Source organism: Aeromonas sp. R7-2 (assembly GCF_040908105.1).
GTDB classification, from domain to species: domain Bacteria; phylum Pseudomonadota; class Gammaproteobacteria; order Enterobacterales; family Aeromonadaceae; genus Aeromonas; species Aeromonas caviae.
This window is the reverse complement of record NZ_JBFODC010000020.1, coordinates 203,302-227,466: the sequence shown is the minus strand read 5'-3', so window position 1 is coordinate 227,466 and position 24,165 is coordinate 203,302. Positions and strand designations below refer to the sequence as shown.

Sequence of the window (24,165 nt, the reverse complement as noted above, 5' to 3'; positions counted from 1 at the left end):
TTGCCCAAGGCGGGCTTGGGCAAGGGCTCTGAAATGGCCCGATAGAGGGTGATCATATCAAATGGGCCAAAATCAACGGGGGCCCTGCCGTCATGACAGAGCCCCCGCCGGTTCGGTTACATCACTTATTTCAGCAGATCGACCAGACGCTGGGCGTCGCCGATGTAGTTGGCCGGGGTCAGCTTCTTGAGCTCGACCTTGACCGCTTCCGGCAGTGCCAGGGTGTCGATGAAGGTGCGCATCCCTTCGGCGTCGACGCGGCGACCACGGGTCAGCTCTTTGAGCTTCTCGTAGGGCTTCTCGATGCCGTAGCGGCGCATCACGGTCTGGATGGGTTCCGCCAGCACTTCCCAGTTGGCATCCAGATCGGCGGCCATGGCGTCCGCGTTGGCTTCCAGCTTGGAGATGCCCTTCAGGGTCGCCTGATAGGCAATCAGGGAGTAACCCACCGCCACACCCAGGTTGCGCAGCACGGTCGAGTCGGTGAGATCACGCTGCCAGCGGGAGATGGGCAGTTTGCTCGCCAGGTGCTGGAACACGGCGTTGGCCAGACCCAGGTTGCCTTCGGAGTTCTCGAAGTCGATGGGGTTGACCTTGTGGGGCATGGTGGAGGAGCCGATTTCGCCGGCGATGGTGCGCTGCTTGAAGTGGCCCAGGGAGATGTAACCCCAGACGTCACGGTCAAAGTCGATCAGGATGGTGTTGAAGCGGGCCAGGGCGTCGAACAGCTCGGCGATATAGTCGTGGGGCTCGATCTGGGTGGTGTAGGGGTTCCAGGTCAGGCCGAGAGAAGTGACGAACTCCTCGGAGAACTGGTGCCAGTCCACATCCGGGTAGGCGCTGATGTGGGCGTTGTAGTTGCCCACGGCACCGTTGATCTTGCCCAGCAGCTCCACCGCCATGATCTGCTTGAGCTGGCGCTCCAGACGGTAGGCGACGTTGGCCATCTCCTTGCCCATGGTGCTCGGGGTCGCCGGCTGACCGTGGGTACGGGAGAGCAGCGGCATGTCGCGGTACTCGACGGCTAGGCGCTTGATCTCGCTGATGAGCTTTTCGCAATAAGGCTTGATCACCTCTTCCCGGGCGGTCTTCAGCATCAGGCCGTGGGAGTTGTTGTTGATGTCTTCCGAGGTGCAGGCGAAGTGAATGAATTCGCTGACGGCGGCCAGCTCCGGGTTCACTTCCACCTTCTCTTTCAGGAAGTACTCCACCGCTTTCACATCATGGTTGGTGGTGCGCTCGATCTGTTTGATGCGGGCGGCATCCTGCTCGTTGAAGTTGCTGACGATGCCGTCAAGCACGGCATTGGCTGCCTCGCTCAGGGCAGGGACTTCCGGGATCCCGGCGTGGCTGGCCAGTTTTTGCAACCAGCGCACCTCGACTTCGACGCGAAAACGCAGCAGACCGAATTCGGAGAAGATAGGGCGCAGGGCATCGGCCTTGTCGCCATAACGACCGTCAATCGGGGAAACGGCAGTCAGCGCGGACAGCTCCATGGGGTGAACTCCTGATGATTGGTGTGGGGGTTAAAATCGTTTGGCCAGTTCCACCATCTTCTTGCGGGCGAAGATGATCTGGGTACGGCTGCCGCCGAGCTGGCGCCACAGCACCACGGCGCGGATGCCTGCGAGCAGCAGGGCGCGCACCTTGTGCTGCACCAGGGGCTGCTGCAGGAAGAGCGGGGTGCCCGCCACCTGGATGCGCGGCCCGATGGGGCTGATAAGGTCGCTGTAGATGCTCGCCATGTTGGCCAGGATCTGCTCGTCGAGCAGATCGAAATGCTGTTGCTGGCGGCCGATCTGGCTGATCCGCTCCCCCAGCATGTTGAGGATGTCCTTGCGCTTGGCGAGCTTGCGCTCCAGCGCGATCAGGCTCACCACGTAGCGGGTCAGCTCGGCATTCTTCTGGCTGCCGTCGGCCCCCAGCTGTTCCACCAGGGCGCGATAGCCGTCGCGAATGGCCAGGTGGCTGCCGAACACTTCCAGCGGCTGCGTGGGGTTGGTGACCAGAATGCTTTGCAGGCTCTCGCGCAGGGAGGCTTCGTCGCAGGAGCCGTCACGGGCCACCTTCTGCACCAGATAGGCGGCCTGGCAGATGCCTGCGAAGGCCATGGTTCTGTCTTGGAATTTGTCGCTCATATCTTCACAGCCCTGTTCTGTTCTTTCACCGGCCGATGCCATTATCCGGCCTGGAATGTGTCGGCCATGTCTTCACAGCCCTGTTCTGTTCTTTCACCGGCCGATGCCATTATCCGGCCTAGAATGTGTCGGCCATGTCTTCACAGCCCTGTTCTGTTCATTCACCGGCCGATGCCATTATCCGGCCTGGACGTTGCCAATCATGTATCGCTGCCTGGTACTGTTTTTCTTTGTCCCCTCTCCCTCAGGGAGAGGGTCAGGGTGAGGGTGGTTACCCCCTCATCCCCAACCCTTCTCCCGCGAGGGGAGAAGGGAGTACAGCGCGGACGCTCGTGAGCGCCCAGCCCTTAGACCGGATGGCTGAAACGTTGTTCGATGATGCCGCCGCCCAGACACACTTCCCCGTCGTAGAAGACGGCGGACTGGCCCGGGGTCACCGCAGCCTGCTTCTCGTCGAAGATGACCCGGATGGTCTCATCGTCGATGGGCTGGATCAGGCAGGGGATATCTTCCTGACGGTAACGGGTCTTGACGGTGCAGCGGCGCGGCGCCCGAATGGGGGTGCGATCCACCCAGTGCAGCTGGCTCGCGACCAGGCCATCGGAGTAGAGGCGGGGGTGTTCCCCTTGTGCCACCACGAGCGTGTTGCGCTCCACCTCTTTGTCCACCACGTACCAGGCCTCTTCGGTGGCATCTTTGCGACCACCGATGCCAAGCCCCTTGCGCTGGCCCAGGGTGTGGTACATCAGCCCCTGATGCTCGCCGATGATCTTGCCGTCCACGGTTTCGATGGGGCCGGGCTGGGCGGGCAGGAACTTGGCCAGGAAGTCCTTGAACTTGCGCTCACCGATAAAGCAGATGCCGGTGGAGTCTTTCTTCTTGGCGGTGATGAGATCCAGCTGCTCGGCGATGCGGCGCACCTCGGGTTTTTCCAGATCCCCGACCGGGAACAGGCTCTGGCCCACCTGGGCTTCGCTCAGGGTATAGAGGAAGTAGCTCTGATCCTTGTTGGTATCCAGACCGCGCAGCAGGCGCGGGCGGCCGGTGCTGTCGTCACGGCGCACATAGTGGCCGGTGGCGATGTAGGTGGCCCCCAGCTCTTCGGCGGCGAATTCCAGGAACGCCTTGAACTTGATCTCCTTGTTGCACAGGATGTCCGGGTTCGGGGTGCGACCCGCCTTGTACTCTTCCAGGAAGTGCTCGAACACGTTGTCCCAGTATTCGGCGGCGAAGTTGATGGTGTGGAGTTTCATCCCCAGCTTGTCGCAGACGGCCTTGGCATCAGCCAAATCCTGGGCGGCAGAGCAGTACTCGTCCGTGTCGTCTTCTTCCCAGTTCTTCATGAACAAGCCTTCGACCTGATAGCCCTGCTGCTGGAGCAGGTAGGCCGAGACGGAAGAATCCACGCCGCCGGACATGCCGACGATCACCTTGATTTGGCTGTTGTCTGTCATTAGTCGAAGTTACCAGTTCGTTTAAACGGGGCGTATTCTACCAGAGTTTTGCGCCCCCGGTCACATCTCCCTGCCGCCGTTCCCCTTGGGAGCCCGGCGGCGGGAAATCGTTTTTCTTGTCTCGGCCCCATCGCGTCAAAAAGAGCGTCCAATGGCGCTTATATGAAGGCCTTGAGGGCCGACAGCGGCAGGCGGGTGCCTGCCAGATAGTCCTGGATGCACTGCCACACCAGGGGGCTTCGCAGGGCGGGCTTGCACTCGGCAATCTCCTCCAGGCTGAGCCAGTGACAGGCCAGTACGTCACCGTCGGGATCCTCTGGATGGTGCTGACCGGGCGACTTTTCAAGGTCGAAGATGACGGCTGTGCGCACAAAGGTGGCCTCGCTGTCCGCCGGTTTGAAGAGGTAGACCCCGAGCCAGCCGGTGGGCGCGGCGGTGAGTCCGGTCTCCTCCTTCAGCTCGCGGCAGGCCGCCTGGATGAGATCTTCTCCCGGCTCCACGTGGCCGGCGGGCTGGTTGAAGCGGCGCTTGCCCGCAATCTCCTCTTCCACCAGCAAGAAACGCCCCTGCCAGTGCACCAGAGCGGCCACGGTGAGGCGGGTGGGCAGCGGTGGGTGATCGCTCATTAGGACTCCTTGTCTTGTTGGCTGTGCCCCGGCGGGGGCGCTCGATGCAGATCCGCTGTCGCCTTCATTCAGAGGGCTTGGTGCGAGCCGGACGGCGGGCGGTGGTGCGCCCGCCGCTGCGATTGGCCTGGCGCGGGTCTGCCCCGCGGCGGTCCCGCCCCTGGGTTGGATCCTGATCTGTTGGCCGGGCGGTGCGGGGGGCACTGCGGCCAGTGCCCCCGGCTGCGGCGGATGCCCGTGGTTTGCCTTGCGTGGCGGCTGGTCGTGGCGCGGTTGCCAGCTCGGGGGCGGGCAGGGCGCGGCTCTCTCCCGGCGCCAGACCATCGAGGGTCCACTCCCCGATGGCGTAGCGGATGAGGCGCAAGGTGGGGTGGCCGATGTGGGCGGTCATGCGCCGCACCTGGCGGTTGCGCCCCTCCACGATTGTTATCTCGAGCCAGCAGGTGGGGATCTCCCTGCGCTCGCGAATGGGCGGGTTGCGTGGCCACACGGCAGGGTCATCCATGATGCGCGCCCCGGCGGGCAGGGTCATGCCGTCGTTGAGTTCCACACCGGCGCGAAGGGCCGCCAGTTTCTCCTCGCTCGGGATGCCTTCCACCTGCACCCAGTAGGTCTTGGGGGTCTTCTCTCCCGGCTGGGTGAGGCGTGCCTGCAACTTGCCGTCGTTGGTGAGCAGCAAGAGCCCTTCGCTGTCTCGATCCAGCCTGCCCGCGGCATAGATGCCGGGCTCTTTGATGTAATCCTTGAGGGTCTCGCGGCCCGCCTCGTCGGTGAACTGGCAGAGCACCATGTAGGGCTTGTTCAAGAGCAGCAGCTTGCGATCCGCCGGGGCGGGGGCCGGTTTGCGCTCGTTGACCCTCCCTGTGTGCCGGGCCTCCCGGCGTTGGGATGGGCGCGCCGTGGTGGGCCCGCTGGCCGTGCGGCCTGCGTCAGGGCGGGCGGAGAGGGAGAGACGGGGACGGGCTGATTTCATCGCATGCCTACCAAAAACAGGGGATGGCGGAGTGTACCACAGGGGGCGGCCATCAGGGGGAGAGCGGGGCTTGGCTCTCGGGTCAGGGGGTGGCGATGTCCGGCGCCAGTGCGAGGGAGAGGCGCAGCATGTCCTTGTGCTGGATGCCGTGCTCCATCAGGGGCTCGGGATAGTGGATGAGGAAGTGATCCTTCACGACGGCATGGACGCGAAAGCCGTGGCGCTGGTAATAGGTGAGCTGGTGGCCGAAGCTGCCGGTACCGAGCTCGACGCGGCCTATCCCCTTCCCGGCCAGGTTCTCCAGCACGAAGCGCAGCAGGCCGGAGCCGATGCCCTGCTGCTGGCGGTTGGGGGCAACGGCGATGTTGAAGATCTCGGCGGTTTGCTCCCCCACCAGGCCCGCCACGCAGGCCCCCACTACCTCGTTGTCCGCCAGGGCGGCAAAGCCCCAGGCCCCGGGCAGGTAGGCGGCGATGCGCGACGCGGCGGGATCGGCCTCCAGCAGCAGGGCCAGCGGCAGGTGGGCGGGGTTCATCTCGACAAACGTCATCCTTGTTTCTCTTCCTGTTTGTGACGGCGCGCGCCGCGCAGCACGATGGCGGGCTTGACCGATGTGGTGGCCCGGGCGGCGTTCCTCTCGCACGGCATCTCGCCCGGTGTGGATGCCACCAGCCGGATCAGGGTCGGCCACTGCCGCTTGCCGTGGGCACGCCCTTGCACCTGTATTCCGATAGGGTTCACCCGCGTCTCAGGGGGCGTCATGCCGGGGAACAGGGGGGCTGGTCCCCGGGATCGGCACCGGGCGGTTGAGCAGGAAGACCACCTCGCCCCGGTAGTGGGGGGAGGCGGCCAGTGTTGTCTGCCAGGCGGGATCCCACTCCCCATCCTGCACCAGCCCTACCTTGAACGGGATGGTCAGGTGCGCCATGGCGGGCAGATAGGCCTGATAGCCCGGCACAGTGCGCGTGCCCTGATAGGTCTGGATCACCAGCTCGTCCACGGGCAGGCGATTGAGCTCTGCCACGTCCCCCGTTTTTGCCCAGTCGAGCAGCCCCGTCACGCTGAGCTTGCACCCGGGAGGCAGGGCACGCCGCAGTTGTTGCAGGGCGTTGCCATAGCGATCGAGCTGGCGGGTCGCCGCATCGAAGTCGATCTGGATGCCCGCCACCCTGGCCCCGGCCGCGCGCCACGCCTCGTAGAGGCGCACCAGCACCTGCTCGTGGGCGGGGGAGAGGGGGAGGGCGTTGACACGCACCACCAGCCAGACCTGCCCGGCCTTGAGGGGGGAGGGAACCCGCCCCAGCTTGACGAAGCGGGGGCCGCCGGGCCTGTCCAGGATCTCCCCCTGATGCAGATAGAGGGTGCTGGCCTGTTCCAGTACCGGCTGGTGGCGGGTGGCGGACCAGAGCCAGAACCCGTGATAGGCGCTGGCATCGACACTGGCCTCAAGGGGGGTGGCCAGGGCCGTCAGCAGCAGCGCCAGCAGGGCGCGCTCAGGGGGTCTGCTCATGGCTCACCAGTAGTATTTGAGGGATCTGGCCCACACCGAGTTGCCATAGCGCTGCTTGAGGGTGTTGAACCAGGCCTGCCGGGTGCGTTTGGGGATCTCCTGGCTGTCGCAGCTGTTGTAGCCGGAGGGGGCATAGCACTGGATGGCGCGATAGAGGGCATAGCTCTTGTCTTCGGGCTCCGCTTTGGGGTTGGCCATCACGGCCTGATAGAGGGCGAGGCGACTCGGGAACGTGGGACGCTCGTCTTGCGCCAGCCCCCAGATCATCTCGCGATCCTGCCACAGGTCGATATGGGGATCCCGGCTGCGCAGGTACTCCCCGAAGCAGTTGAGGGCATGACCATCGTCGGGGCGCTGCACCAGGGTGCCAAGGGTCTGGGCCAGATCCCGGCAGTGGTAGCCCTGGGGCGTCCCCTCTCCGCGCCACTGGAACGCCGAGAGGCGCACATCCCCGTTGGGCACGGGCTCCCAGGGCGCGTCGGCGGGAGGGGTCGCCTCCTTGTAATCGGCGGGGATGAGGGCCACATCTTGCAAGAAGGTGGCCGGGTCGCTGGCGATGAGATCCCGCACCAGCAGGGTATGGAGCGCAATCTGCCGCTCCGCCGCGCTCGGGCCCTGACTGGCTTGCTGGCGCAACAGGGCGGGTTCGGCCTCCTGCTTGAGCACGGCCGCGCGGATGCGCAGCTGGGTGATGGGGCTGCCCGGCTGGAAGATGGCGGCCGTGTTGCCGGTGCGCACCCAGTGATCCGCCAGCACGTTCTCCACGAACGCCTGCTGGGCCTGACCCAGGGGGGAGGCCACCAGCGCCATCAGGGCCTGCTCGGCCTTGTCGAAGGCCTTCATGCCCTGCCAGGCCCAGATGCGCAGCATCTGGTGGCTGAATGCCAGGGTGGCGTCCTCCTGCCTCGGGGAGGGCAGGGCCAGCACCTGCTCGAACTGCTTGTCCAAAAAGAGGGCGTAGGCCTTGAGATAGGCCGCCTGCGCCTGGTGACCGGTTTTTTGCAGGTGCGCGATGGCGTCGTCCAGCTGGGCATCTTGCCAGTCCCGCGGCCGCTCATAGGTCGGTCTGAGACCCCGCAGGGCATTGACGAACAGCAGCGCCGGCTGGGCCGAGTCCTGATAGGCCGCCTGATGGCGATAGGCATCGCCACTGAGCAGGGTGAGATCGATCTCGTTGACCAGGGCCTCCAGCGCCGGCAAGGGCTGGCGGGTTGCCATGGCCTCGTCATAGGCATCCCGCAGGGCGCCGAGATCACCGGCCATCCACTGGATGCGTCTGAACAGTCCTCTGGTCGAGCTGGCGTAGCGCCCTTGCGGGTAGGCCACCAGATAGGCCTGACCCTGGGCCATGGCGCGGCGAAGGGCTTCCTTGTCGCTCCTGGTCACGTCCTGATCGCCGTATTCGTCCTTCGCCTCCTTCATCGCGAGGTTGATCTCCGTGCGCATCACCATGTAGGTCGCGCTCTCGGCCACCCAGGGGGCCTTGGCCTGCTGCAAGGCGGCAAAGCCTGCGCGGGCCTCCTCGAAGCGGCTCTCGTAGAAGTGTCGGGCGGCCTGCAGATACCCCTGCCACTCAAGGGCAGCACTGCTCATTTCGGTCGCGGGGGCGGGGCTCTCTTGCTGCCCCAGGATCAGCAGACGGCTTCGCAGCAGGGACGTGCGCTCCGGGGCGGGCACCTCGCTCTGCTCGAGGGCGTCCAGAAACGCGCTGACCGAGGAGAGGGAGTTGGAGATGGCGTGGCCGTAGAGGGAGTCGTGGCCCGCGTAGTGCTCGAGCAGCGGTGGGAGGGACGGGTCGTAGGCGGCCAGCCGGCTGCCGAGCTGCTCGCGCAGCGCCGGGTCCTCCACCTCCTCCGGCTGGGGGAGGCGGGTGAGGTAGAACAGCGGCTGGCTGCGCTCGTTCAGCGGATCTGCCGGCAGGGTGAAGGGGAGGGGGTGATGCTGGGCATCCCCCAGCAGCATCAGCAGGTTGCCCCGGGTGTCGTTCTCGTTGAGATAGAGCGGATAGGTGGGGAGAGGGCAGTCGGTGAGCCAGAAGCCGCACCCGTCACCGTCACCGGAGGCGAGGGCGGGCAGTGCAACCAGCGTCATCGCCAGCACCGAGCAGTGGGTCAGAGATGTCATGGGATCGCTATCCGTTTGTGGGCCCGCGCCGTGCGTGACGCCCGGGCCGGAAAAGGGGGTTCGCAGTGGCGGGCAATAGTACGAAAGAGGGTCACAAACGACAACCCATTCTGACCTGGTCGACGCTCTCTCTGTCAGGACGCCTGCGCCATCTCCCTGTCCCGAGCATGTGCTCTTTGCAGCTTTGCAGGTGTCAGCATCTGCCATCGCCATACAAAAAGGGCGAATGTGGATGCTTATATAGGGGGCTCTTCGGTGCGAAAGAGCGCCTTGCCGCAGGCGAGGCAGGTGTGGCGAAAGCGATGATCAGGCCAGCCGGTCTGGGTGTGGCCTAGCACCTTGTCGGAGCCGCAGGCGCAGCAGCGCGCCCCCAGTTCATCGTCGATGGCGCATTCGGGATGCTGGTGCAGGTAGTCGGCGCGGGTGGGCAGGCGCAGCCAGTCGGGCTGGGCATGGCGCTGGTTCCAGAAATAGCACCCATAGAAGGTGCCTGCGGCGACGGGCAGGGCAAACCACCAGAAGAGATCCATGTCATGACTCCGACGAGAGGGGATGAGGGCGGCAACAACCCGCTCAGCAGGCGCGGTGCGGCCCCATTTTATCGGGGCGGGAGTGGGGCGGGATATGCCCGGATGGGTAACAAGCGAACCTGCTGGTGGTCGGGCTGGCAAGCCGCAGGGCCGGGGTTGGGGATTATCTATCCATTAAAGAGATGGGTTGCGTCATAACCTATCGTGTTTTTGGATGGACAAGGGGGCCTTTCCGGTCGCAAAACCCGGAGAGCGGGGAGTTTTTGTGAAAAAAATGTGCATATACTCGTCATGCCGATCTCAAGGGAGTTATTGAGCGAATCATAAATTTCAAGATATTGATATCAATGGTAAAAACAGTGTTTTTATCAGGCGTTTTCAGGGTGGGCGATGGGGTTTCATAAGGAGCTTTAACCCATTTTCTAGATTGGTTTTTGCATAATCAATCGTTTATTTTGTTGGACAATTGGGGAAAACCTGGTGTCCAATCGGGTGAGCAGGTTGGCCAAACAGTGCCGTCAGCCAGTGTGTAACCCGAGATGTAAGGAGACATCCTGATGGAAAAACTTGACCAAAAAATCGACACCATGCGCCAGGAATTCGAGTCCCAGGGGCAAAAACAGGCCCAGGACAGATGGCAGGCCAGGGTCGATGAACTGCAACGGGAGCGCAGCGAAGCGCCCCAGCCGGAAGCGGCAGAACACTAGCCCCTGGCGGCCTTGTAGCCACCAAGTGAGCGCATAATGAAAAACCACCGCCCTGTTCGGGGCGGTGGTTTTTTTGCGCAGTGGCTAGAGGCGATAGAGGTTCTGGGCCGCATCGAACAGCTCCGCGCGCTCGCCGGTGCCGCCGTTGAAGACGGTGTGGAAGAAGCGCAGCACCTTCTCGTTGGCGAGGGCATCCCCTTCGAAGTAGGCGTGAGAGTCCCCCACATGGGGCTGATTGGTCACGTCCACGTAGGTGGCTGTTCTGGCATCCAGCCGCCGGGTGTAGTGGCCGAGCCTCGCCTTTTGCTGCTCCCCCATCTTCATGCGCGATGCCATCAGGGCACCATCGCGCTCATTGATGGTGATGTAGAGGCGGTTGCGACACTGGATGCGATCGACCCACTGGGCGTGAAGCTCGTTGTTGGTGTCGGCGGCGGCCATGATGATGTTGTCGAACAGCAGCTGGTTGGCGTGGTAGGTGGTGCTGCCCAGCAGGTGCTTGAACAGGTAGTTGCCCATGCTGTGCAGCAGCAGGTTGATGGTGAAGGGGCAGCGCTTGTTCACCTCCTTGGCGAAGTAGCGATCCCAGGCCTCGCCGTTGTCGGCGAACTTCTTCTGGGCTTTCTCTTCCAGTTGCGTCACATACTGGCCGTTGAACTCGTCGAGCAGCCCCTTCATCTTCTCCAGCACCCGGTCAAGGGCCCCGGCCGAGGCCAGGGCATCGCGCTTGTCGCTCTTGTAGCTCAGCACGCCCCGGGCACCGCCGCCATTGGCGGGCCAGCTGAAGCAGAGCACCTCGACGCCGTACCGGGCCTCGAGCCCCGCGGCCCGTTCCAGCACATCGTCAAGATCGTTGTTGAAGCCGTGTACGAACAGCAGCAGGTGTTTGCCGGTCTTGAGCTTCTGCTTGGCCGTGCTGCCGGTCCCGGCGCAGCGCTCCAGCAGCTTGCGCGCCACATAGGCGCTGGCCGGGTGGGGGAGGTCGGGGTCAAGGCCGACGCTGGCGGCCATCTCGGCGGTGATCTGATCCGGCAGCAGGTCCAGCTGCCACTGTTTGCCCTGACGCCGGGCCTCGGCGAGGCGCAGTTCGTTGGGGCCCTCTGCGGGTTTTTCGCCAAAGATCTCGCTGGGGGTCTTGCCCTGCTCGTTGACCATCCGGTTGGTGACGATAAACATGGTGTTCTCCTTGTTGTCGTGCTCTCTTCATGATCGGCCACGCCCCGGGCGCCCCGATCACTGGCAAAGAGCCTAGTCCGGATCCGGCTGCCTGTCCCTCGGCGCGCCTTGCCTCGCCAAAGGGGTTACGACGATGTAAAGGCGAACGGGATTTGGGGGAATGGCGCCTTCGGGGCGGCGAGGGCAGGAAGACGCTGTCATCACTAGAGGAAGAGGCCCGGATGGACGGGGCCTGCGCCTCGTCAGGACCAGAGGGCAGCGAGGGAGTAGGGGATCCTCAGGCGCACTGTGATCCACTCCCCGACTATGGTCTGACATGCACGCCCGCTATTTGATTATGCAAATGGATGGGCTTAAGATGGCCGCGCGCAACGATCAGATTGATAACAAACGGAAGTTAGGAGATGCCGATGGAAAGCAAAGTAGTTATCCCGACCCAGGGCCAGAAAATCACAGTCGATGCCAGCGGCAAGCTGCAGGTTCCCCACAATCCCATCATTCCGTTTATCGAAGGGGATGGTATCGGTGTGGACGTGACCCCGGCCATGTTGAATGTGGTGAATGCTGCGGTCGAGAAAGCCTACAAAGGCGAGCGCAAGATCGCCTGGATGGAGATCTATACCGGCGAGAAATCGACTCATGTCTATGGCGAAGGTGCCTGGCTGCCGGCCGAAACCCTGGATTTCATTCGTGAATACTGCGTGGCCATCAAGGGCCCGCTGACCACCCCGGTCGGCGGTGGTATTCGCTCCCTCAACGTGGCCCTGCGCCAGGAGCTGGACCTCTACGTCTGCCTGCGCCCGGTCCGTTACTACGAAGGGACCCCGAGCCCGGTCAAGCACCCCGAGCTGACCGACATGGTGATCTTCCGCGAGAACGCCGAAGACATCTACGCCGGCATCGAGTGGAAGGCGGACAGCGATGAAGCCAAGAAGGTGATTGCTTTCCTGCAAAACGAGATGGGCGTGAAGAAAATTCGCTTCCCCGAGTCCTGCGGCATCGGCATCAAGCCCATGTCCAAGGCCGGTACCGAGCGTCTGGTCCGTGCCGCCATCGAGTACGCCATCGACAACGATCGCGACTCCGTGACCCTGGTGCACAAGGGCAACATCATGAAGTTCACCGAGGGTGCCTTCAAGGATTGGGGTTATGCCCTGGCCCAGAAAGAGTACGATGCCCAGCTCATCGACGGCGGCCCCTGGTGCTCCTTCAAGAACCCGAAAACCGGCAAGACCATCGTCGTCAAGGACGTCATCGCCGATGCCTTCCTGCAACAGATCCTGCTGCGTCCGGCCGAGTATGACGTCATCGCCTGTATGAACCTCAACGGTGACTACATCTCCGACGCGCTGGCGGCACAGGTCGGCGGCATCGGCATCGCGCCGGGCGCCAACATCGGCGATGGCGTTGCCCTGTTCGAAGCCACCCACGGCACCGCGCCGAAATACGCTGGCCAGGACAAGGTCAACCCGGGCTCCCTCATCCTCTCTGCCGAGATGATGCTGCGCCACCTGGGCTGGACCGAGGCGGCTGACCTCATCGTCAAGGGGATGGAAGCGGCCATCGCCAACAAGACCGTCACCTATGACTTCGAGCGTCTGATGGAAGGAGCCACCCTGCGTTCCTGCTCCCAGTTCGCCCAGGACATGATCGACCAGATGTGATCCGGGTCGTTGAAATGCAAAACCGGCGCCATGAGCGCCGGTTTTTTTATGGAGGAGAGCAGGTCGTCAGGTGGTTTTTTCCACGTGCTGCTCGTAGATCTGCTGCCATTTGCTGGTCTCGGCCTCATCTCCACGGGCCTGCCAGAATTCGCAGATGGAGTTGGCGAGCTCGGATGCCATGGCGTGGTCTCCGTCACGGCGGCTCATCAGATATTGTCCCAACCAGCTTTGATATTGTTTCATCGCCCGATCTCCTTATCTAAGGTGCCCAGAGGGGAGTGCTCCTGGCGTCAAGGTCGCGCAGGAGCGATTCGAACTGGGCACATGTTGTGCTGCGCCCGGCAGGTGTTGGTCGCCGGATCCGGTGGTTATCTCACCGGAAAAAGGGGACAACGGGGCGCAGATGTCAAAAAACGGTCTCTATCGTATCACAAAATAACCAGTCAGTGGGGCTGGATGACAAATCAGGCTGTCCAGCAGTCTGGCCGTCTGTGTCATGGTGGCGAGGGCTGAGGTGCCATCTTGCTGATCTCGCAGCAGAAAAACCCGCCAGGTCGGCGGGTCACGGGGGCGAAAAAAAGATCAGATCCGGGCGCAGGCCAGGTATTTTCCCATCTCCTCGGCGGGCACCATGCCGCCGCCGGTGGCCCACACCAGGTGGGTGGCCCCGGCCATCTTGGCAGCATCCAGTCCCTGCCCACTCTGCCACTCAAGGTTGGTGGCCACTCGCCAGGGGCCTGCCATGCCCGCCAGTGCCGAGGGCTCGAGCCGGATCTCTTCATCCCGGGCCAGGAGCCCCAGCAGGTCGTACATCTCCTGATCCCTCAGGGTGTAGAAGCCCGCAAGCAGGCGTTCCATGGCGCGGCCGACAAAACCGGAGGCGCGTCCCACCGCGAGGCCGTCGGCGGCGGTGAGGTTGTCGATGCCAAGGTCTTGCACCGCAATGGCATCGTGCAACCCGGTGTGGACCCCGAGCAGCATGCAGGGGGAGTGGGTAGGTTCGGCGAAGAAGCAGTGCACGTTGTCCCCAAACGCCAGCTTGAGACCAAAGGCCACCCCGCCCGGGCCACCGCCGACGCCGCAAGGCAGGTAGACGAAGAGCGGATGGTCGGCGTCCACCCTGATGCCCATCTCGTCGAACTGCTTTTTCACCCGCTCGCCCGCCACCGCATAGCCGAGGAACAGGGTGCGGGAGTGCTCGTCATCGATGAAGAAGCAGTTGGGATCGCGCTCGGCTTCCTTGCGTCCCTGCTCCACCGCCACCCCGTAATCCTCGGCGTATTCCACCACGATGGCGCCATGTTGGCGCAACTTTTGCTTCTTCCACTCCCGCGCATCAGCCGACATGTGGACGGTGACGCGAAAGCCGAGGCGGGCGCTCATGATGCCGATGGAGAGGCCGAGGTTGCCGGTCGACCCCACCGCGATGCTGTACTGGCCGAAGAAGTGGCGGAACTCGTCCGAAAATAGCGTGCGATAGTCATCCGTCTCGCGCAGCAGCCCAGCCTGGATGGCCAGATGTTCGGCATGGGCCAGCACCTCGTGGATGCCGCCGCGCGCCTTGATGGAGCCGGAGATGGGCAGGTGGCTGTCTTGTTTGAGCAGCAACCTGCCGGTGAGTTCGACGCCATAGCGCGCATCGAGGGTCCCCTGCAGGGTCGGGATGGCGGCGATCCCGGACTCGATGATGCCGTGGCTGGCGCGGGTTTCGGGGAAGGCCTCGCACAGGTAGGGGGCGAAGCGGGCGAGCCGGGCGGAGGCGGTGGCCACATCGTGCCGGGTGAGCCCCACATGGGGCAATCCTTCCGCGAGGGAGGTGGCCCCCGGATTGAACCAGGTCACAGGGGTGAGGGCGATCAGCGGTTCGAGCAGGGGAAAGCGGGTGATGAGCCCGGCAATGTCGGTGTGTGTCATGAAAGCCTCGCGTGGGGTGGTGACGGAATCATCCCATTGAACGGCGCCAGTGTTGCCGTGACAAATGATAAAACGCGTCGCTTGGATGAGCCCAGTTGATGCAAATGGTCATCTACCCTGCTGTGTCTTCACATACAGGTGAGTTGAGTCTTCCTGGTGAATGCAAACCTCGCCCTTCTGGTATCATCTGCCAGATAAAAGAGAGGGAGGCCCAACCATGCAACGCGATGAGCACCCGGGGGTGAGGAGCAAGCTGCTCAGCAGCCATCAGCTCGCCAGGCTCCACACCTTCGAGGCGGCGGCCCGCCACGGCTCCTTTGCGCTCGCCGCCGACGAGCTCTCCTTGAGCCCAAGCGCGGTGAGCCACCGCATCTCGGCCCTGGAAGAGGCGCTCGGTTTTTTGCTGTTCCAGCGCTTTCACCAGGTGGCCTTGACCACGGAGGGGCAGCGCATCTTCTGGGCCCTCACCTCCTCCCTGGAGTTCATCAATCAGGAGGTGCTGGAGATCAGGGAGCAGGCGCTGTCGGGCTCCCTGACGCTGCACTCGCGCCCCTCCATCGCCCAGTGCTGGCTGGTGCCAAGGCTCGCCGATTTTTCCCGTCTGCATCCTCACATCGAGCTCAACCTGCTGACGGGCAACGAGCACATAAACCTGCACGGCTACGGCATCGATCTGACCCTCAACTTCGATGCCAGAACCCCGACGGGCCTGGCCATCCACCCCCTGATGGATGAATACATGGTGCCGGTGTGCAGCCCGCAATACGCCAGCGACCACGGTCTGATGGGGGAGGTGAGGAATCTGCAGCAGTGCCGCCTGCTCCATGACAGGCAGGCCTGGGGCCTGGACACCGACAGCGACGAGTGGCGCACCTGGGGGAGTCACTGGCATCTCTCCCTGGAGGTCTGCTCGTCACACATGGGATTTGATCGGGCGGATCTGGCGATCCTTGCCGCCACCCACCACGCCGGTGTCGCCATGGGGCGCAGGCAACTGGCAAGCCAGGCGCTGGCGAGCGGAGCGCTGGTGATGCCCTTCCCGGATATGGCGGTGCGCTGCGAGCCGCGTTATTACCTGGCGACCCTCCCTCATCGCCAGTGTCCCAAGATCCAGGCATTCATCCGCTGGATACAGGATCAGGCGCAAGGGGCATCCTGAAACGGGGCCTGGTTTATTGTCCGCGAAGGTGATGCCCATGAGCGCACTATTTGTACAATAAGTGCCGGCACTGCTGCTAAATGACCTGGCGCAGAGCGACGCAGGTAAGAGATAACAGCGTGTGCAACGGATGAGGTGAACCAGAGATTAACCGGGGAAAATAGAAAATAAAGTCCGTGAGGGTATTCCCAATAAGTATCAGGCAGGGAATTAACCACGGTGAATAATGCCCATATGGTGTCAGCGCGCTGCCGGATGGTATAAAAACATTATGTTGTTATCCAATGGGCATGCTATTCTCAAATCGTGTTATCCCTGTGACATACAAAAATAATTCTGTGAGGAAGTAATGAACGAGTTTCTGAAGGTTCTGCTGAACATTCGCAGCTTGCGCGCTGCCATTCGTGAACTGCCGTTTGAGCAACTGCAAGAAGCGAAAGAAAAGTTTGACCTGGTATATAACGAGCGTGCCGAGTCCGTTGAACAGGAACGTGCCGAACAGGAAGAGCGTCAGCGCAAACTGAATGAATTCACCGAAATGCTGCAACAGGCTGGTATCGATCCCCGTGAGCTGATCGGCAGCGTGGCGGCTCCGGCTGCGGCGGGCACCACCAAGAGCAAGCGTGCTCCCCGTCCTGCGAAATACAAGTACCAGGAAGACGGTCAGGAGAAGACCTGGACCGGTCAGGGTCGTATGCCCAAGGCCATCGCCGAGCAAGTTGCGCTGGGCAAGGATCTGAACGATTTCCTGATCTGATCGCCGGATCCGGTTTTCGATAATGCCGCCTGCAGGGCGGCATTATTATTTTCAGGGTTCAGATGATGTCGCAGTAAAACCCAATTGCGCAGGTTACTCCGGTTAATTGGAGAGCCTCGTCTGGAATAGCCATAACCATCATGTGCCCAATAAAGTTGGCGCATCATCTTCCATGCCACCTCGCCACTTATACGCACTGAGGACTCATACAGCCCGTGTTTCTTCGTCCCTTGCGAGAAGTGATCATGGATACCTGCTGTGACAGAATGAAATAGCGGCGGTGGATCCTCATCTGTATGCCTGAGCGGCCCGTCTCTTTTTCATGCTGATGCATGACGCCCACCGCCTATTAATTTATCCCCTCTATTTATGGTCTGTTTGACACCGCTCTTCTGCAATATATCCGCACGATGCCGGACAATGTGCGGATGAGGCAGACACGGATTGGTGGCAAACAAATAAACCGAATGCTAGATGACGGGTTGACCGAGTTCAGACTGAGCGGCGTGTGCGTATTTTCTCCGGGTGCGACGACGGGCCTGGACCGCCTCTGCCAGCATGGCAAGCAGGTGTTCACTCTCTTCCCAGCAGAGGCAGGCATCGGTCACTGACAGACCGTATTGCAGCTCACCCAGAGGAGCCGGTTTCTGGTTTCCCCCCAGCAAGAAGCTCTCGACCATGACGGCAGCGACGGCTTGGCTCCCTTCGCTCAGCTGGCGACAGAGCTCTTTGGCGACCTTCAGCTGGTTCGTGTGCAGCTTCTGGCTGTTGCCATGGCTGCAATCCACCATCAGGCGAGGGGGGAGTCCCTGGCGGGTGAGGCGGTCTGCTGCCTCCGCCACATCGCTCTGGTGGTAGTTGGGCAGGGTGCCGCCACGCAGAATGATATGGCCGTCGGGATTGCCTTCGCTCTTGATCACTACCATGCCGCCCTGGCTGCCGGGGGCGGTGAAGAGATGGGAGGCGGTACTGGCCTGGATGGCATCGATGGCGACCCGGATATTGCCGTCCGTACCGTTCTTGAATCCCACGGGGCAGGGCAGTGCGGAGGCCAATTGCCGGTGGACCTGAGACTCCGTGGTGCGTGCCCCGATGGCGCCCCAGCTGACGAGATCGGCGAGATAGAGAAAGCTGGTGGTGTCGAGGAATTCGGTGGCGGTGGCGAGCCCCAGCCCATTGATGTCGAGCAGCATCTGGCGTGCCAGATGCAATCCCCGATTGATGTCGTTGCTGCCGTCCAGGTGCGGATCGAAGACCAGCCCCTTCCAGCCCACCGTGGTGCGCGGCTTTTCAAAATAGGCGCGCATGACTATCTGAAGGCTGTCTTGATAGGCGGTGGCGAGCCCTGCCAGCCGTCCGGCATAGTCCAGGGCCGCGACGGGATCATGGATGGAGCAGGGGCCAATCACGACCAGCAGGCGATCGTCTTCACCTGCCAGGATCCGGCGTGCCTGATGGCGCTGGCTGTCGATGTGCCGGGCCATGTCGGCCGGACAGGGGTGCTGCGCCAGCAGCTCGGCAGGGGTGGGGAGCGCCTCTATGGCGAAGGCGCGCATGACCGAATTCAAAACTGCCATCTGGAGTTACCTTGCTGTGCATGTGTGCGATGGGGAACCCGTATGCGCCATCCTGTTGGGAGCAGACAGGTTCACGGCTCATCGCCGTTGTTGAGAATGATTGTCATTATCTTGGTGTTTGTCTCAAATGCAAGCGCAATGAAATCGCCAGGCGAAGATGGGGGAGAGGGAACGATGGCGGGGGAACCGCAGCAAAAGCAGGCCGCTCCCCGAGGGAAGAAGCCCGCCAGTCACAAGATAAAGAGGGGGTCAGCTGTCCATCACGGCGTGCCTGTCCTGGTGGTAGGCGTCTTCATCCTTGCCGCTGCGCCAGTAGGGGACTGCGTAGACCCGCTGGCGCTCGGCATCCAGGGCGCGTCTGACGTGGCGGCGCAGCGGCACGACCAAGCTCTCTTCCCCGCCAAACCAGAAATAGCTCCCCTCGGCGACCATAGGCTGGGCGGTGAAATGCGCCACCAGGGTCGCGGCCTGCTCCGGATTGCCCACGAACCAGCGCAGGTCGACGCCGGCCGGCAGCGACAGATCCTGCACGTCGTCCTGATGGGGGACCAGCAGGGCGATATGGCCGCGGGCATGGGCTGGCATCACTTCCACCATGGCGCTGATGGCGGGCAGGGCGGTGAGATCCCCCGCCATGTAATAGTGCTCGGCCGTTTGCAGCATGGGGTCGGGACCGCCCGGGCCCGAGATGGCGAGCCTGTCCCCCGGTTTGGCGTGCAGGGCGAAACGACTGGCGGGGCCGGCCTCGCCGTGCAGGGCGAAGTCGATGTCGAGCTCCAGCGCCTCCCGGCGAAACGCGCGTATGGTGAAGGTGCGAATGACGGGTTTCTGGGCGGGATCGAGCCAGCGAGGCCCCTTGTCGGTGGGGGTGGGCAACACTATCTCTCGCTGACCCGGTCGGGGCAGCATGATCTTGACATGAGCACCGCCACAGCTGAAGGGGTAGTCCACAAGCTCGGGGCTGGTCAGGCAGATTCGGCGCAGATGCGGGCTCACATCCTGAACATGCTTGACGGTGAGCAGGCGGGGGCGATTGGCCGGGGCGGGTTGAGACATGGGCATACTCCTGGCTGATGATGGCGCCCATTCTTGATGAAATGAAAACTATTATCAATTGGTTTGTGGGCAGAATGGGTCGCGATTGACCTCCTCGGGATGTCCATCGCGATCCCACACTCTCTGCCTGGGTCAGGTTCGATCGCTTCCCCCCAGCGCCCGATAGATGCCTGCCATGTTGTTGAGCTGGGCCTGCTGCTGTGCCAGCAGGGCGAGCTCGGCATCCCACAGGCGGTTCTGCTCATCCAGCCAGGGTTGCACCCCGGTGGCACCGGCCAGGAAACGGGCGCCAGCGAGCCTTTCGGCCTCCCGGGCATAGGCCCTCTGCTGCTCCAGATAGCGCAGCCGCTGTTCCCCTTGCTGACGGGCGGCCAAGCCATCCTCCACTTCCAGCAGCGCGGTATAGAGCTGCTTGCGAAACTCGGTTTCGGCAATCTGGTAGTCGATGTCGGCGCTGGCGATGGAGAGCCGGGTCTTGTTGTACTCGAGGAAAGGGAGCGCCAGCGTGGCGCCCAGGGTGCCGACCGGATTTTGCAGCACCTGGGTCAGGGTATCCGAGGTGGTGCTGGCACCGCCGGTCAGGCTCAGGGTGGGATAAAAGCCGGTGCGGATCTCGTCTCCCCTCGCAAGGGTCTTGCGCAGCCTGAGTTCGGCGGCGCGCACATCGGGCCGCCGGGCCAGCACATCGGCGGGGATGCCGGCCGCCAGGGACGGGATCGGGCCCATGATCAGGGCGTCGGGAGCGTCAGCGAGCGGCCCGCTGCTGCGGCCCAGCAGCAGGCGAAGAGCATTGCCAGCCTGTGTCCGCTGCTGGGTGAGGGTGGCGAGCTCCGCCTGCTTGCCTGCCTTCTGCTGGCTGGCCTGTACCAGATCGAGTCGGGTCACGGCGCCCGCCTCGTATTTGGCACGAGTCAGGCGCTCAATGCGTTCCAGATTGGCCAGTTGCTGGGTGCCCAGGGTCATGGCCGAGCCGAGGTAGGCCAGTTGCCAGTATTGCTCCAGGGTCTTGCCGATGAGCAGCAACCGGGTGGCGGCCAGATCCTGCTCGCTGGCTTGTGCCTCCCAGCTCGCCTGATCCCTTGCCGCGGCCAGTCTGCCCCAGAGATCCACCTCGTAGCTGAGGTTGAGGGAGGGGCCCAGGTTGCTGCTGGCGCTGCCATCTTTCATGTTCTTGGTGCTGCTGGCCCCGAGATTGGCGCTGACAGAGGGGGTGAGGTTGGTGTCAGCCAGATCGGCGCCGAGCAGGGCGTTCTTGAGCTTGAGCCCGGCCACCCGCATGTCCGGGTTGGCGGCCAGCACCGCCTCGACCAGGCGATCGAGCGCGGGATCCTGGAATCCCTGCCACCAGGGGCCAGCCTGCTGCACGGTGAGACCCCGGCTCTCCTGCTGCCATGCTGGCGCCACGTCGAGATCGGGTCTGTGATAGGTGCTCTGCTGGCTGCAGGCACCGAGGCTGGCGGTGAGCATCAGGCTTAGCCCGAGCCTTGATAGGTTGTGCATCGTCATTCCCTCGCCAGTGCCTCCACCGGATCGAGCCTGGCCGCATTGCGGGCGGGCAGGTAACCAAACAGGATCCCGATGAGGGAGGAGCACCCGAAGGCCATCAGGATGGAGAAGAGCGAGAAGCGCATCTGGAAGCTTTCCACGAGCAGGGAGAAGAGAGCGCCGATGAGCAGGGCGAGGCCGATACCGAGCAGCCCCCCCAGCAGGCTGACCATCACCGCCTCGATGAGGAACTGTTGCAGTATGTCGGACTGGCGGGCGCCGACGGCGATGCGGATCCCTATCTCCCGGGTGCGCTCCACCACCGAGACCAGCATGATGTTCATCACTCCGACGCCGCCGACGATGAGGGAGATCACCGCGATGGCGGAGACCAGCAGTGTCAGGGTGGCGGTGGTCTTCTCCACCGATTTGACGATGCTGTCGCTGCTGAAGGTGAAGAAGTCTTTCACGCCGTGGCGCTGGGTCAGCAGGGCGACTGCCGCCTGCTCGGCCAGGGCGGGCTGGACGCCGTCCTTGACCCGGATGGTGATCTGGGTGAAGTGCTGCTGGGAGAGGAGACGGCTCATGACGGCGCTGTAGGGGAGCCAGACATTGACCGACTGGCTGCTGCGGCCAAAGCCGGTCTCCTGGGTGACCACCCCCACGATGCGCACCGGCAGGGTGCCGACCAGCACCACCTGGCCGACCGGGTCCACCTGGCCGAGCAGGCTCTCTATGGTCTTACCATCCACCACGGCGACTGCCGTCCGGTTGCGAATGTCCCGCTCATCGAGCAGGCGCCCCTGGGTGAGCGTCATCCCCTTGACCCGGAAAAAGTCGTTGCCGACCCCGATCACGCTGCCGCTGCTGGTCTTGTTGCGATAGCGAAGCTGGCCCGACGTCGCTATCTGGGGGCTGGCCCCCTCCAGATAGGGCTGGCCGAGCAGCGCGTCGAGATCCCGCTCGTTCAGGGTCTGGATGCTGGCGGCCTTCTCGTCTCCCCAGTCCTTGCCGGGGAAGATGTCGATGGTGTTGGTGCCCATGGCGTTGATGTCGTCGATCACCTTGGCGCGCGCCCCCTGACCCAGCGCCACCACGCTGACCACGGCGGCGATGCCGATGATGATGCCGAGCATGGTGAGGAAGGTGCGCATGCGATGGGCCAGCATGGCGTGCAGGGCCATGCGCCCCGCCTCCCGGTAGCGATCCCAGCCCCGGCTTGCGGTGCGGACGGCGGCGCCTGTGGCCTGTGCATCTTGCCCGACAGAGGGAGCGGCCAGCTGGCTGCCGTCACCTGGCTGCGGGTGGGCCGGCGCCCCGGATGGGGAGGCTGCGTTGTCATCGGTCGCCCGATGGCCGCTGTCCTCCACCACCCGCCCGTCACGCAGGGTGATGATGCGATCTGCATGGCTTGCCACCGCCATGTCGTGGGTCACCAGAATGATGGTGTGGCCCTGGGCGTGCAGCTCCTTGAGGATGGCCATCACCTCCTTGCCGCTCTGGCTGTCGAGAGCGCCGGTGGGTTCGTCCGCCAGGATCACCTCGCCGCCGTTGGCGAGCGCCCGGGCAATACTGACCCGCTGCTGCTGACCGCCGGAGAGCTGGCCGGGTCTGTGGTGGCTGCGATCCTGCAGTCCCAGGCGGGTCAGCAAGGTGCGGGCTCGGGCCTGGCGATCAAGGCGGGCAGTGCCGGCATAGATGGCGGGGATCTCCACGTTGGCGGCCGCATCCAGATGGGGCAGCAGGTGATAGCGCTGGAAGATGAAGCCGAAGTGGTGGCAGCGCAGCCGTGCCAGGGAGAGGGCATCCAGGGTCGCGGTATCCTGACCGCGAAACAGATACTGGCCCCCGCTCGGGCGATCGAGGCAGCCCAGCAGGTTCATCAGGGTCGATTTGCCGGAGCCGGAGGCGCCGACGATGGCCACCATCTCCCCGGCATCGATGGCGAGATCCAGCGGGTGCAGCACGGTCACTTCGTGCTCTCCGCTCTGGTAGCGCCGCTCGATGCCCTTGAGACGGATCAGGGGCTCGCTCACGGCTCCATCTCCCCTTCATCGTGCAGGGCCGGCTTGCCCTGCTCCAGGATCACCTTCTCCTGCTCGGTCAGGCCGCTCACCACCTCAATCTTGATGTCATCCTTCATGCCGGTCTTGATGCGGCGGATCTCTCTCTGGTCCCCTGCCTTGAGCAGGCTGACCTCGTACTCGTTGTCGCCAGTCTTCTTGCCGAGGGCGGTCTGGGGAATGGCCAGTACCTGCTTGCGCTCGCCGAGCACGATGGTGACCTGGGTCGTCATGGCGACCCGCAACTGATGGCCGGGGTTGGGCACATCGAACAGGGCATAGTAGTAGATGGCCGCATTGCTGGTAGCTGTGGTGCTGGCCGTCTGCTCATTGATGTTGGTGGGGGCCAGCTCGACCGTGCGCAGGGTACCGTGGTAGCGAGTATCCGGATCCCCTATCAGGGTGAAATAGACCGGCATGCCCGCCTTGACACGGGTGACGTCCGCTTCGGAGATCTGGGCCTTGACCGTCATGGTGTCGAGATTGGCGAGCTTGAGCAGGGTCGGTACCGTCTGGCTGGCGGCCAGAGTCTGCCCCTGCCGGGTGACGATGGAGACGACGGTACCATCCATGGGGGCCTGAATGCGGTTGTAGCCGAGCTCCGTCTTGGCGCGCTCCACCTTGATGATGGCGTTGTCGATGTCGGCCTGGGCGCTTTGCAGCTCGGCCCGGGTGACGGCAAGCTGGGCTTCGGCGCTCTCCAGATCCGCACGAGAGCTCGCTTCCTGCCGAAACATCTGCTGCTGGCGGCGCCAGGCAAGCTCGTTCTGTTTGAGCTGTGCCTGCTTGATCTTGAGCTGGGCGCGGCGGCTGGCCAGCTCCGCTTCGGCGGTCTTGAGGTTGTTCTGGGCGATCAGGGGATCGATCTCCGCCAGCAGCTCTCCTTGTTTGACCTGTTGACCCGCTTCCACCGCGAGATAGGTGACCTGACCCGAGACCTGGGCCCCCACATCCACCTGCTCGATTGCCTGCAGTACGCCACTGGCGAGCACCGTCTGCTCCACATCCTGGCGGGTTACCGTTGCGGTCAGTACCGGGTCAGGTGTGTGGCCTGGCCAGGCCAGCCAGGTGACGAGAGGGACCAGCACAAGGGCGAGCAGGGCGAGCTTGCCGGGTTTTCGAAGAGCTTTCATTTATCACCTGAACGAAACGAGCGAAGGCGTGCAAGGGCCATATCGTGCAGCAAATGGCCCTCAAAAAGAAGCGAGCAATGTGTAAGAAATCGTGTGGTTCTGGCGGTGACGCAGTGGAG

At 63.3% G+C, this 24,165-nt stretch carries 22 protein-coding genes; 4 read left to right on the top strand and 18 right to left on the bottom strand.

Features of this window, described 5'->3' with window-relative positions; all coding sequences use genetic code 11:
* Positions 1–125 precede the first annotated feature (125 nt).
* From purB to AB5Y47_RS06375, 10 genes are all read right to left on the bottom strand, one after another.
* Positions 126–1,496, bottom strand: a complete 1,371-nt coding sequence (gene purB, locus AB5Y47_RS06420) for an adenylosuccinate lyase (protein WP_069785343.1) — start codon at positions 1,494–1,496, stop codon at positions 126–128.
* A gap of 30 nt (positions 1,497–1,526) precedes the next feature.
* On the bottom strand, positions 1,527–2,138 hold the full coding sequence (gene hflD, locus AB5Y47_RS06415) for a high frequency lysogenization protein HflD (RefSeq protein ID WP_010673618.1): 612 nt from the start codon (positions 2,136–2,138) through the stop codon (positions 1,527–1,529).
* 347 nt (positions 2,139–2,485) lie between these two features.
* On the bottom strand, positions 2,486–3,592 hold the full coding sequence (gene mnmA, locus AB5Y47_RS06410; RefSeq protein ID WP_010673619.1) for a tRNA 2-thiouridine(34) synthase MnmA: 1,107 nt from the start codon (positions 3,590–3,592) through the stop codon (positions 2,486–2,488).
* Between the two features lie 158 nt (positions 3,593–3,750).
* Positions 3,751–4,218, bottom strand: a complete 468-nt coding sequence (locus tag AB5Y47_RS06405) for an NUDIX hydrolase (protein WP_010673620.1) — start codon at positions 4,216–4,218, stop codon at positions 3,751–3,753.
* Positions 4,219–4,282: 64 nt separating this feature from the next.
* Positions 4,283–5,191, bottom strand: coding sequence for a pseudouridine synthase (locus AB5Y47_RS06400; RefSeq protein WP_368220035.1), 909 nt, complete (start codon positions 5,189–5,191; stop codon positions 4,283–4,285).
* An 82-nt stretch (positions 5,192–5,273) separates the two neighbouring features.
* Positions 5,274–5,741: a GNAT family N-acetyltransferase gene (locus AB5Y47_RS06395; RefSeq protein ID WP_368220034.1), complete on the bottom strand. Its 468-nt coding sequence runs from the start codon at positions 5,739–5,741 to the stop codon at positions 5,274–5,276.
* On the bottom strand, positions 5,738–5,932 hold the full coding sequence (locus tag AB5Y47_RS06390; protein ID WP_368220033.1) for a hypothetical protein: 195 nt from the start codon (positions 5,930–5,932) through the stop codon (positions 5,738–5,740). The genes AB5Y47_RS06395 and AB5Y47_RS06390 overlap by 4 nt, the downstream gene beginning before the upstream one ends.
* Before the next feature lie 7 nt (positions 5,933–5,939).
* Positions 5,940–6,701 (bottom strand): DUF3142 domain-containing protein, encoded by a 762-nt coding sequence (locus tag AB5Y47_RS06385; RefSeq protein WP_368220032.1) that lies wholly within the window; start codon positions 6,699–6,701, stop codon positions 5,940–5,942.
* Positions 6,702–6,704: 3 nt separating this feature from the next.
* Entirely contained in the window at positions 6,705–8,825 is a 2,121-nt protein-coding gene (locus AB5Y47_RS06380) for a hypothetical protein (protein WP_368220031.1), read from the bottom strand.
* Between the two features lie 236 nt (positions 8,826–9,061).
* Complete coding sequence (locus tag AB5Y47_RS06375) at positions 9,062–9,355, bottom strand: hypothetical protein (protein ID WP_202044342.1); 294 nt, start codon at positions 9,353–9,355, stop codon at positions 9,062–9,064.
* 557 nt (positions 9,356–9,912) lie between these two features.
* Here AB5Y47_RS06375 and AB5Y47_RS06370 point away from each other — a divergent pair.
* Positions 9,913–10,062: a hypothetical protein gene (locus AB5Y47_RS06370; RefSeq protein ID WP_010673628.1), complete on the top strand. Its 150-nt coding sequence runs from the start codon at positions 9,913–9,915 to the stop codon at positions 10,060–10,062.
* Between the two features lie 84 nt (positions 10,063–10,146).
* Here AB5Y47_RS06370 and AB5Y47_RS06365 read toward each other — a convergent pair whose 3' ends face one another.
* Entirely contained in the window at positions 10,147–11,238 is a 1,092-nt protein-coding gene (locus AB5Y47_RS06365; RefSeq protein ID WP_042864175.1) for an alpha/beta hydrolase, read from the bottom strand.
* Between the two features lie 410 nt (positions 11,239–11,648).
* On the opposite strand from AB5Y47_RS06365, the gene icd reads away from it, so the two are divergent.
* Positions 11,649–12,902 (top strand): NADP-dependent isocitrate dehydrogenase, encoded by a 1,254-nt coding sequence (gene icd, locus AB5Y47_RS06360; protein WP_010673630.1) that lies wholly within the window; start codon positions 11,649–11,651, stop codon positions 12,900–12,902.
* Positions 12,903–12,968: 66 nt separating this feature from the next.
* Here icd and AB5Y47_RS06355 read toward each other — a convergent pair whose 3' ends face one another.
* Together AB5Y47_RS06355 and dsdA are read right to left on the bottom strand one after the other, a co-directional pair.
* Positions 12,969–13,145, bottom strand: coding sequence for a hypothetical protein (locus AB5Y47_RS06355; RefSeq protein WP_080944224.1), 177 nt, complete (start codon positions 13,143–13,145; stop codon positions 12,969–12,971).
* 339 nt (positions 13,146–13,484) lie between these two features.
* A complete protein-coding gene (gene dsdA / locus AB5Y47_RS06350; RefSeq protein WP_368220030.1) occupies positions 13,485–14,816 on the bottom strand; it encodes a D-serine ammonia-lyase in 1,332 nt (443 codons plus the stop codon).
* Positions 14,817–15,033: 217 nt separating this feature from the next.
* Here dsdA and dsdC point away from each other — a divergent pair, with 217 nt between their 5' ends.
* Both dsdC and AB5Y47_RS06340 read left to right on the top strand, forming a co-directional pair.
* Entirely contained in the window at positions 15,034–15,975 is a 942-nt protein-coding gene (dsdC, locus tag AB5Y47_RS06345) for a DNA-binding transcriptional regulator DsdC (protein WP_368220029.1), read from the top strand.
* Positions 15,976–16,324: 349 nt separating this feature from the next.
* A complete protein-coding gene (locus tag AB5Y47_RS06340; RefSeq protein WP_010673634.1) occupies positions 16,325–16,732 on the top strand; it encodes an H-NS family nucleoid-associated regulatory protein in 408 nt (135 codons plus the stop codon).
* Positions 16,733–17,202: 470 nt separating this feature from the next.
* Here AB5Y47_RS06340 and AB5Y47_RS06335 read toward each other — a convergent pair whose 3' ends face one another.
* From AB5Y47_RS06335 to AB5Y47_RS06315, 5 genes are all read right to left on the bottom strand, one after another.
* Positions 17,203–18,309, bottom strand: a complete 1,107-nt coding sequence (locus AB5Y47_RS06335) for a 3-deoxy-7-phosphoheptulonate synthase (protein WP_043154697.1) — start codon at positions 18,307–18,309, stop codon at positions 17,203–17,205.
* Between the two features lie 249 nt (positions 18,310–18,558).
* On the bottom strand, positions 18,559–19,365 hold the full coding sequence (locus AB5Y47_RS06330) for a siderophore-interacting protein (RefSeq protein WP_124244881.1): 807 nt from the start codon (positions 19,363–19,365) through the stop codon (positions 18,559–18,561).
* Between the two features lie 132 nt (positions 19,366–19,497).
* The gene (locus AB5Y47_RS06325; RefSeq protein ID WP_368220028.1) at positions 19,498–20,871 is read right to left on the bottom strand and encodes an efflux transporter outer membrane subunit; all 1,374 of its coding nucleotides are present in this window, start codon (positions 20,869–20,871) and stop codon (positions 19,498–19,500) included.
* Positions 20,868–22,886, bottom strand: a complete 2,019-nt coding sequence (locus AB5Y47_RS06320; RefSeq protein ID WP_368220027.1) for a MacB family efflux pump subunit — start codon at positions 22,884–22,886, stop codon at positions 20,868–20,870. The genes AB5Y47_RS06325 and AB5Y47_RS06320 overlap by 4 nt, the downstream gene beginning before the upstream one ends.
* On the bottom strand, positions 22,883–24,046 hold the full coding sequence (locus AB5Y47_RS06315) for an efflux RND transporter periplasmic adaptor subunit (protein WP_368220026.1): 1,164 nt from the start codon (positions 24,044–24,046) through the stop codon (positions 22,883–22,885). The genes AB5Y47_RS06320 and AB5Y47_RS06315 overlap by 4 nt, the downstream gene beginning before the upstream one ends.
* Positions 24,047–24,165 lie beyond the last annotated feature (119 nt).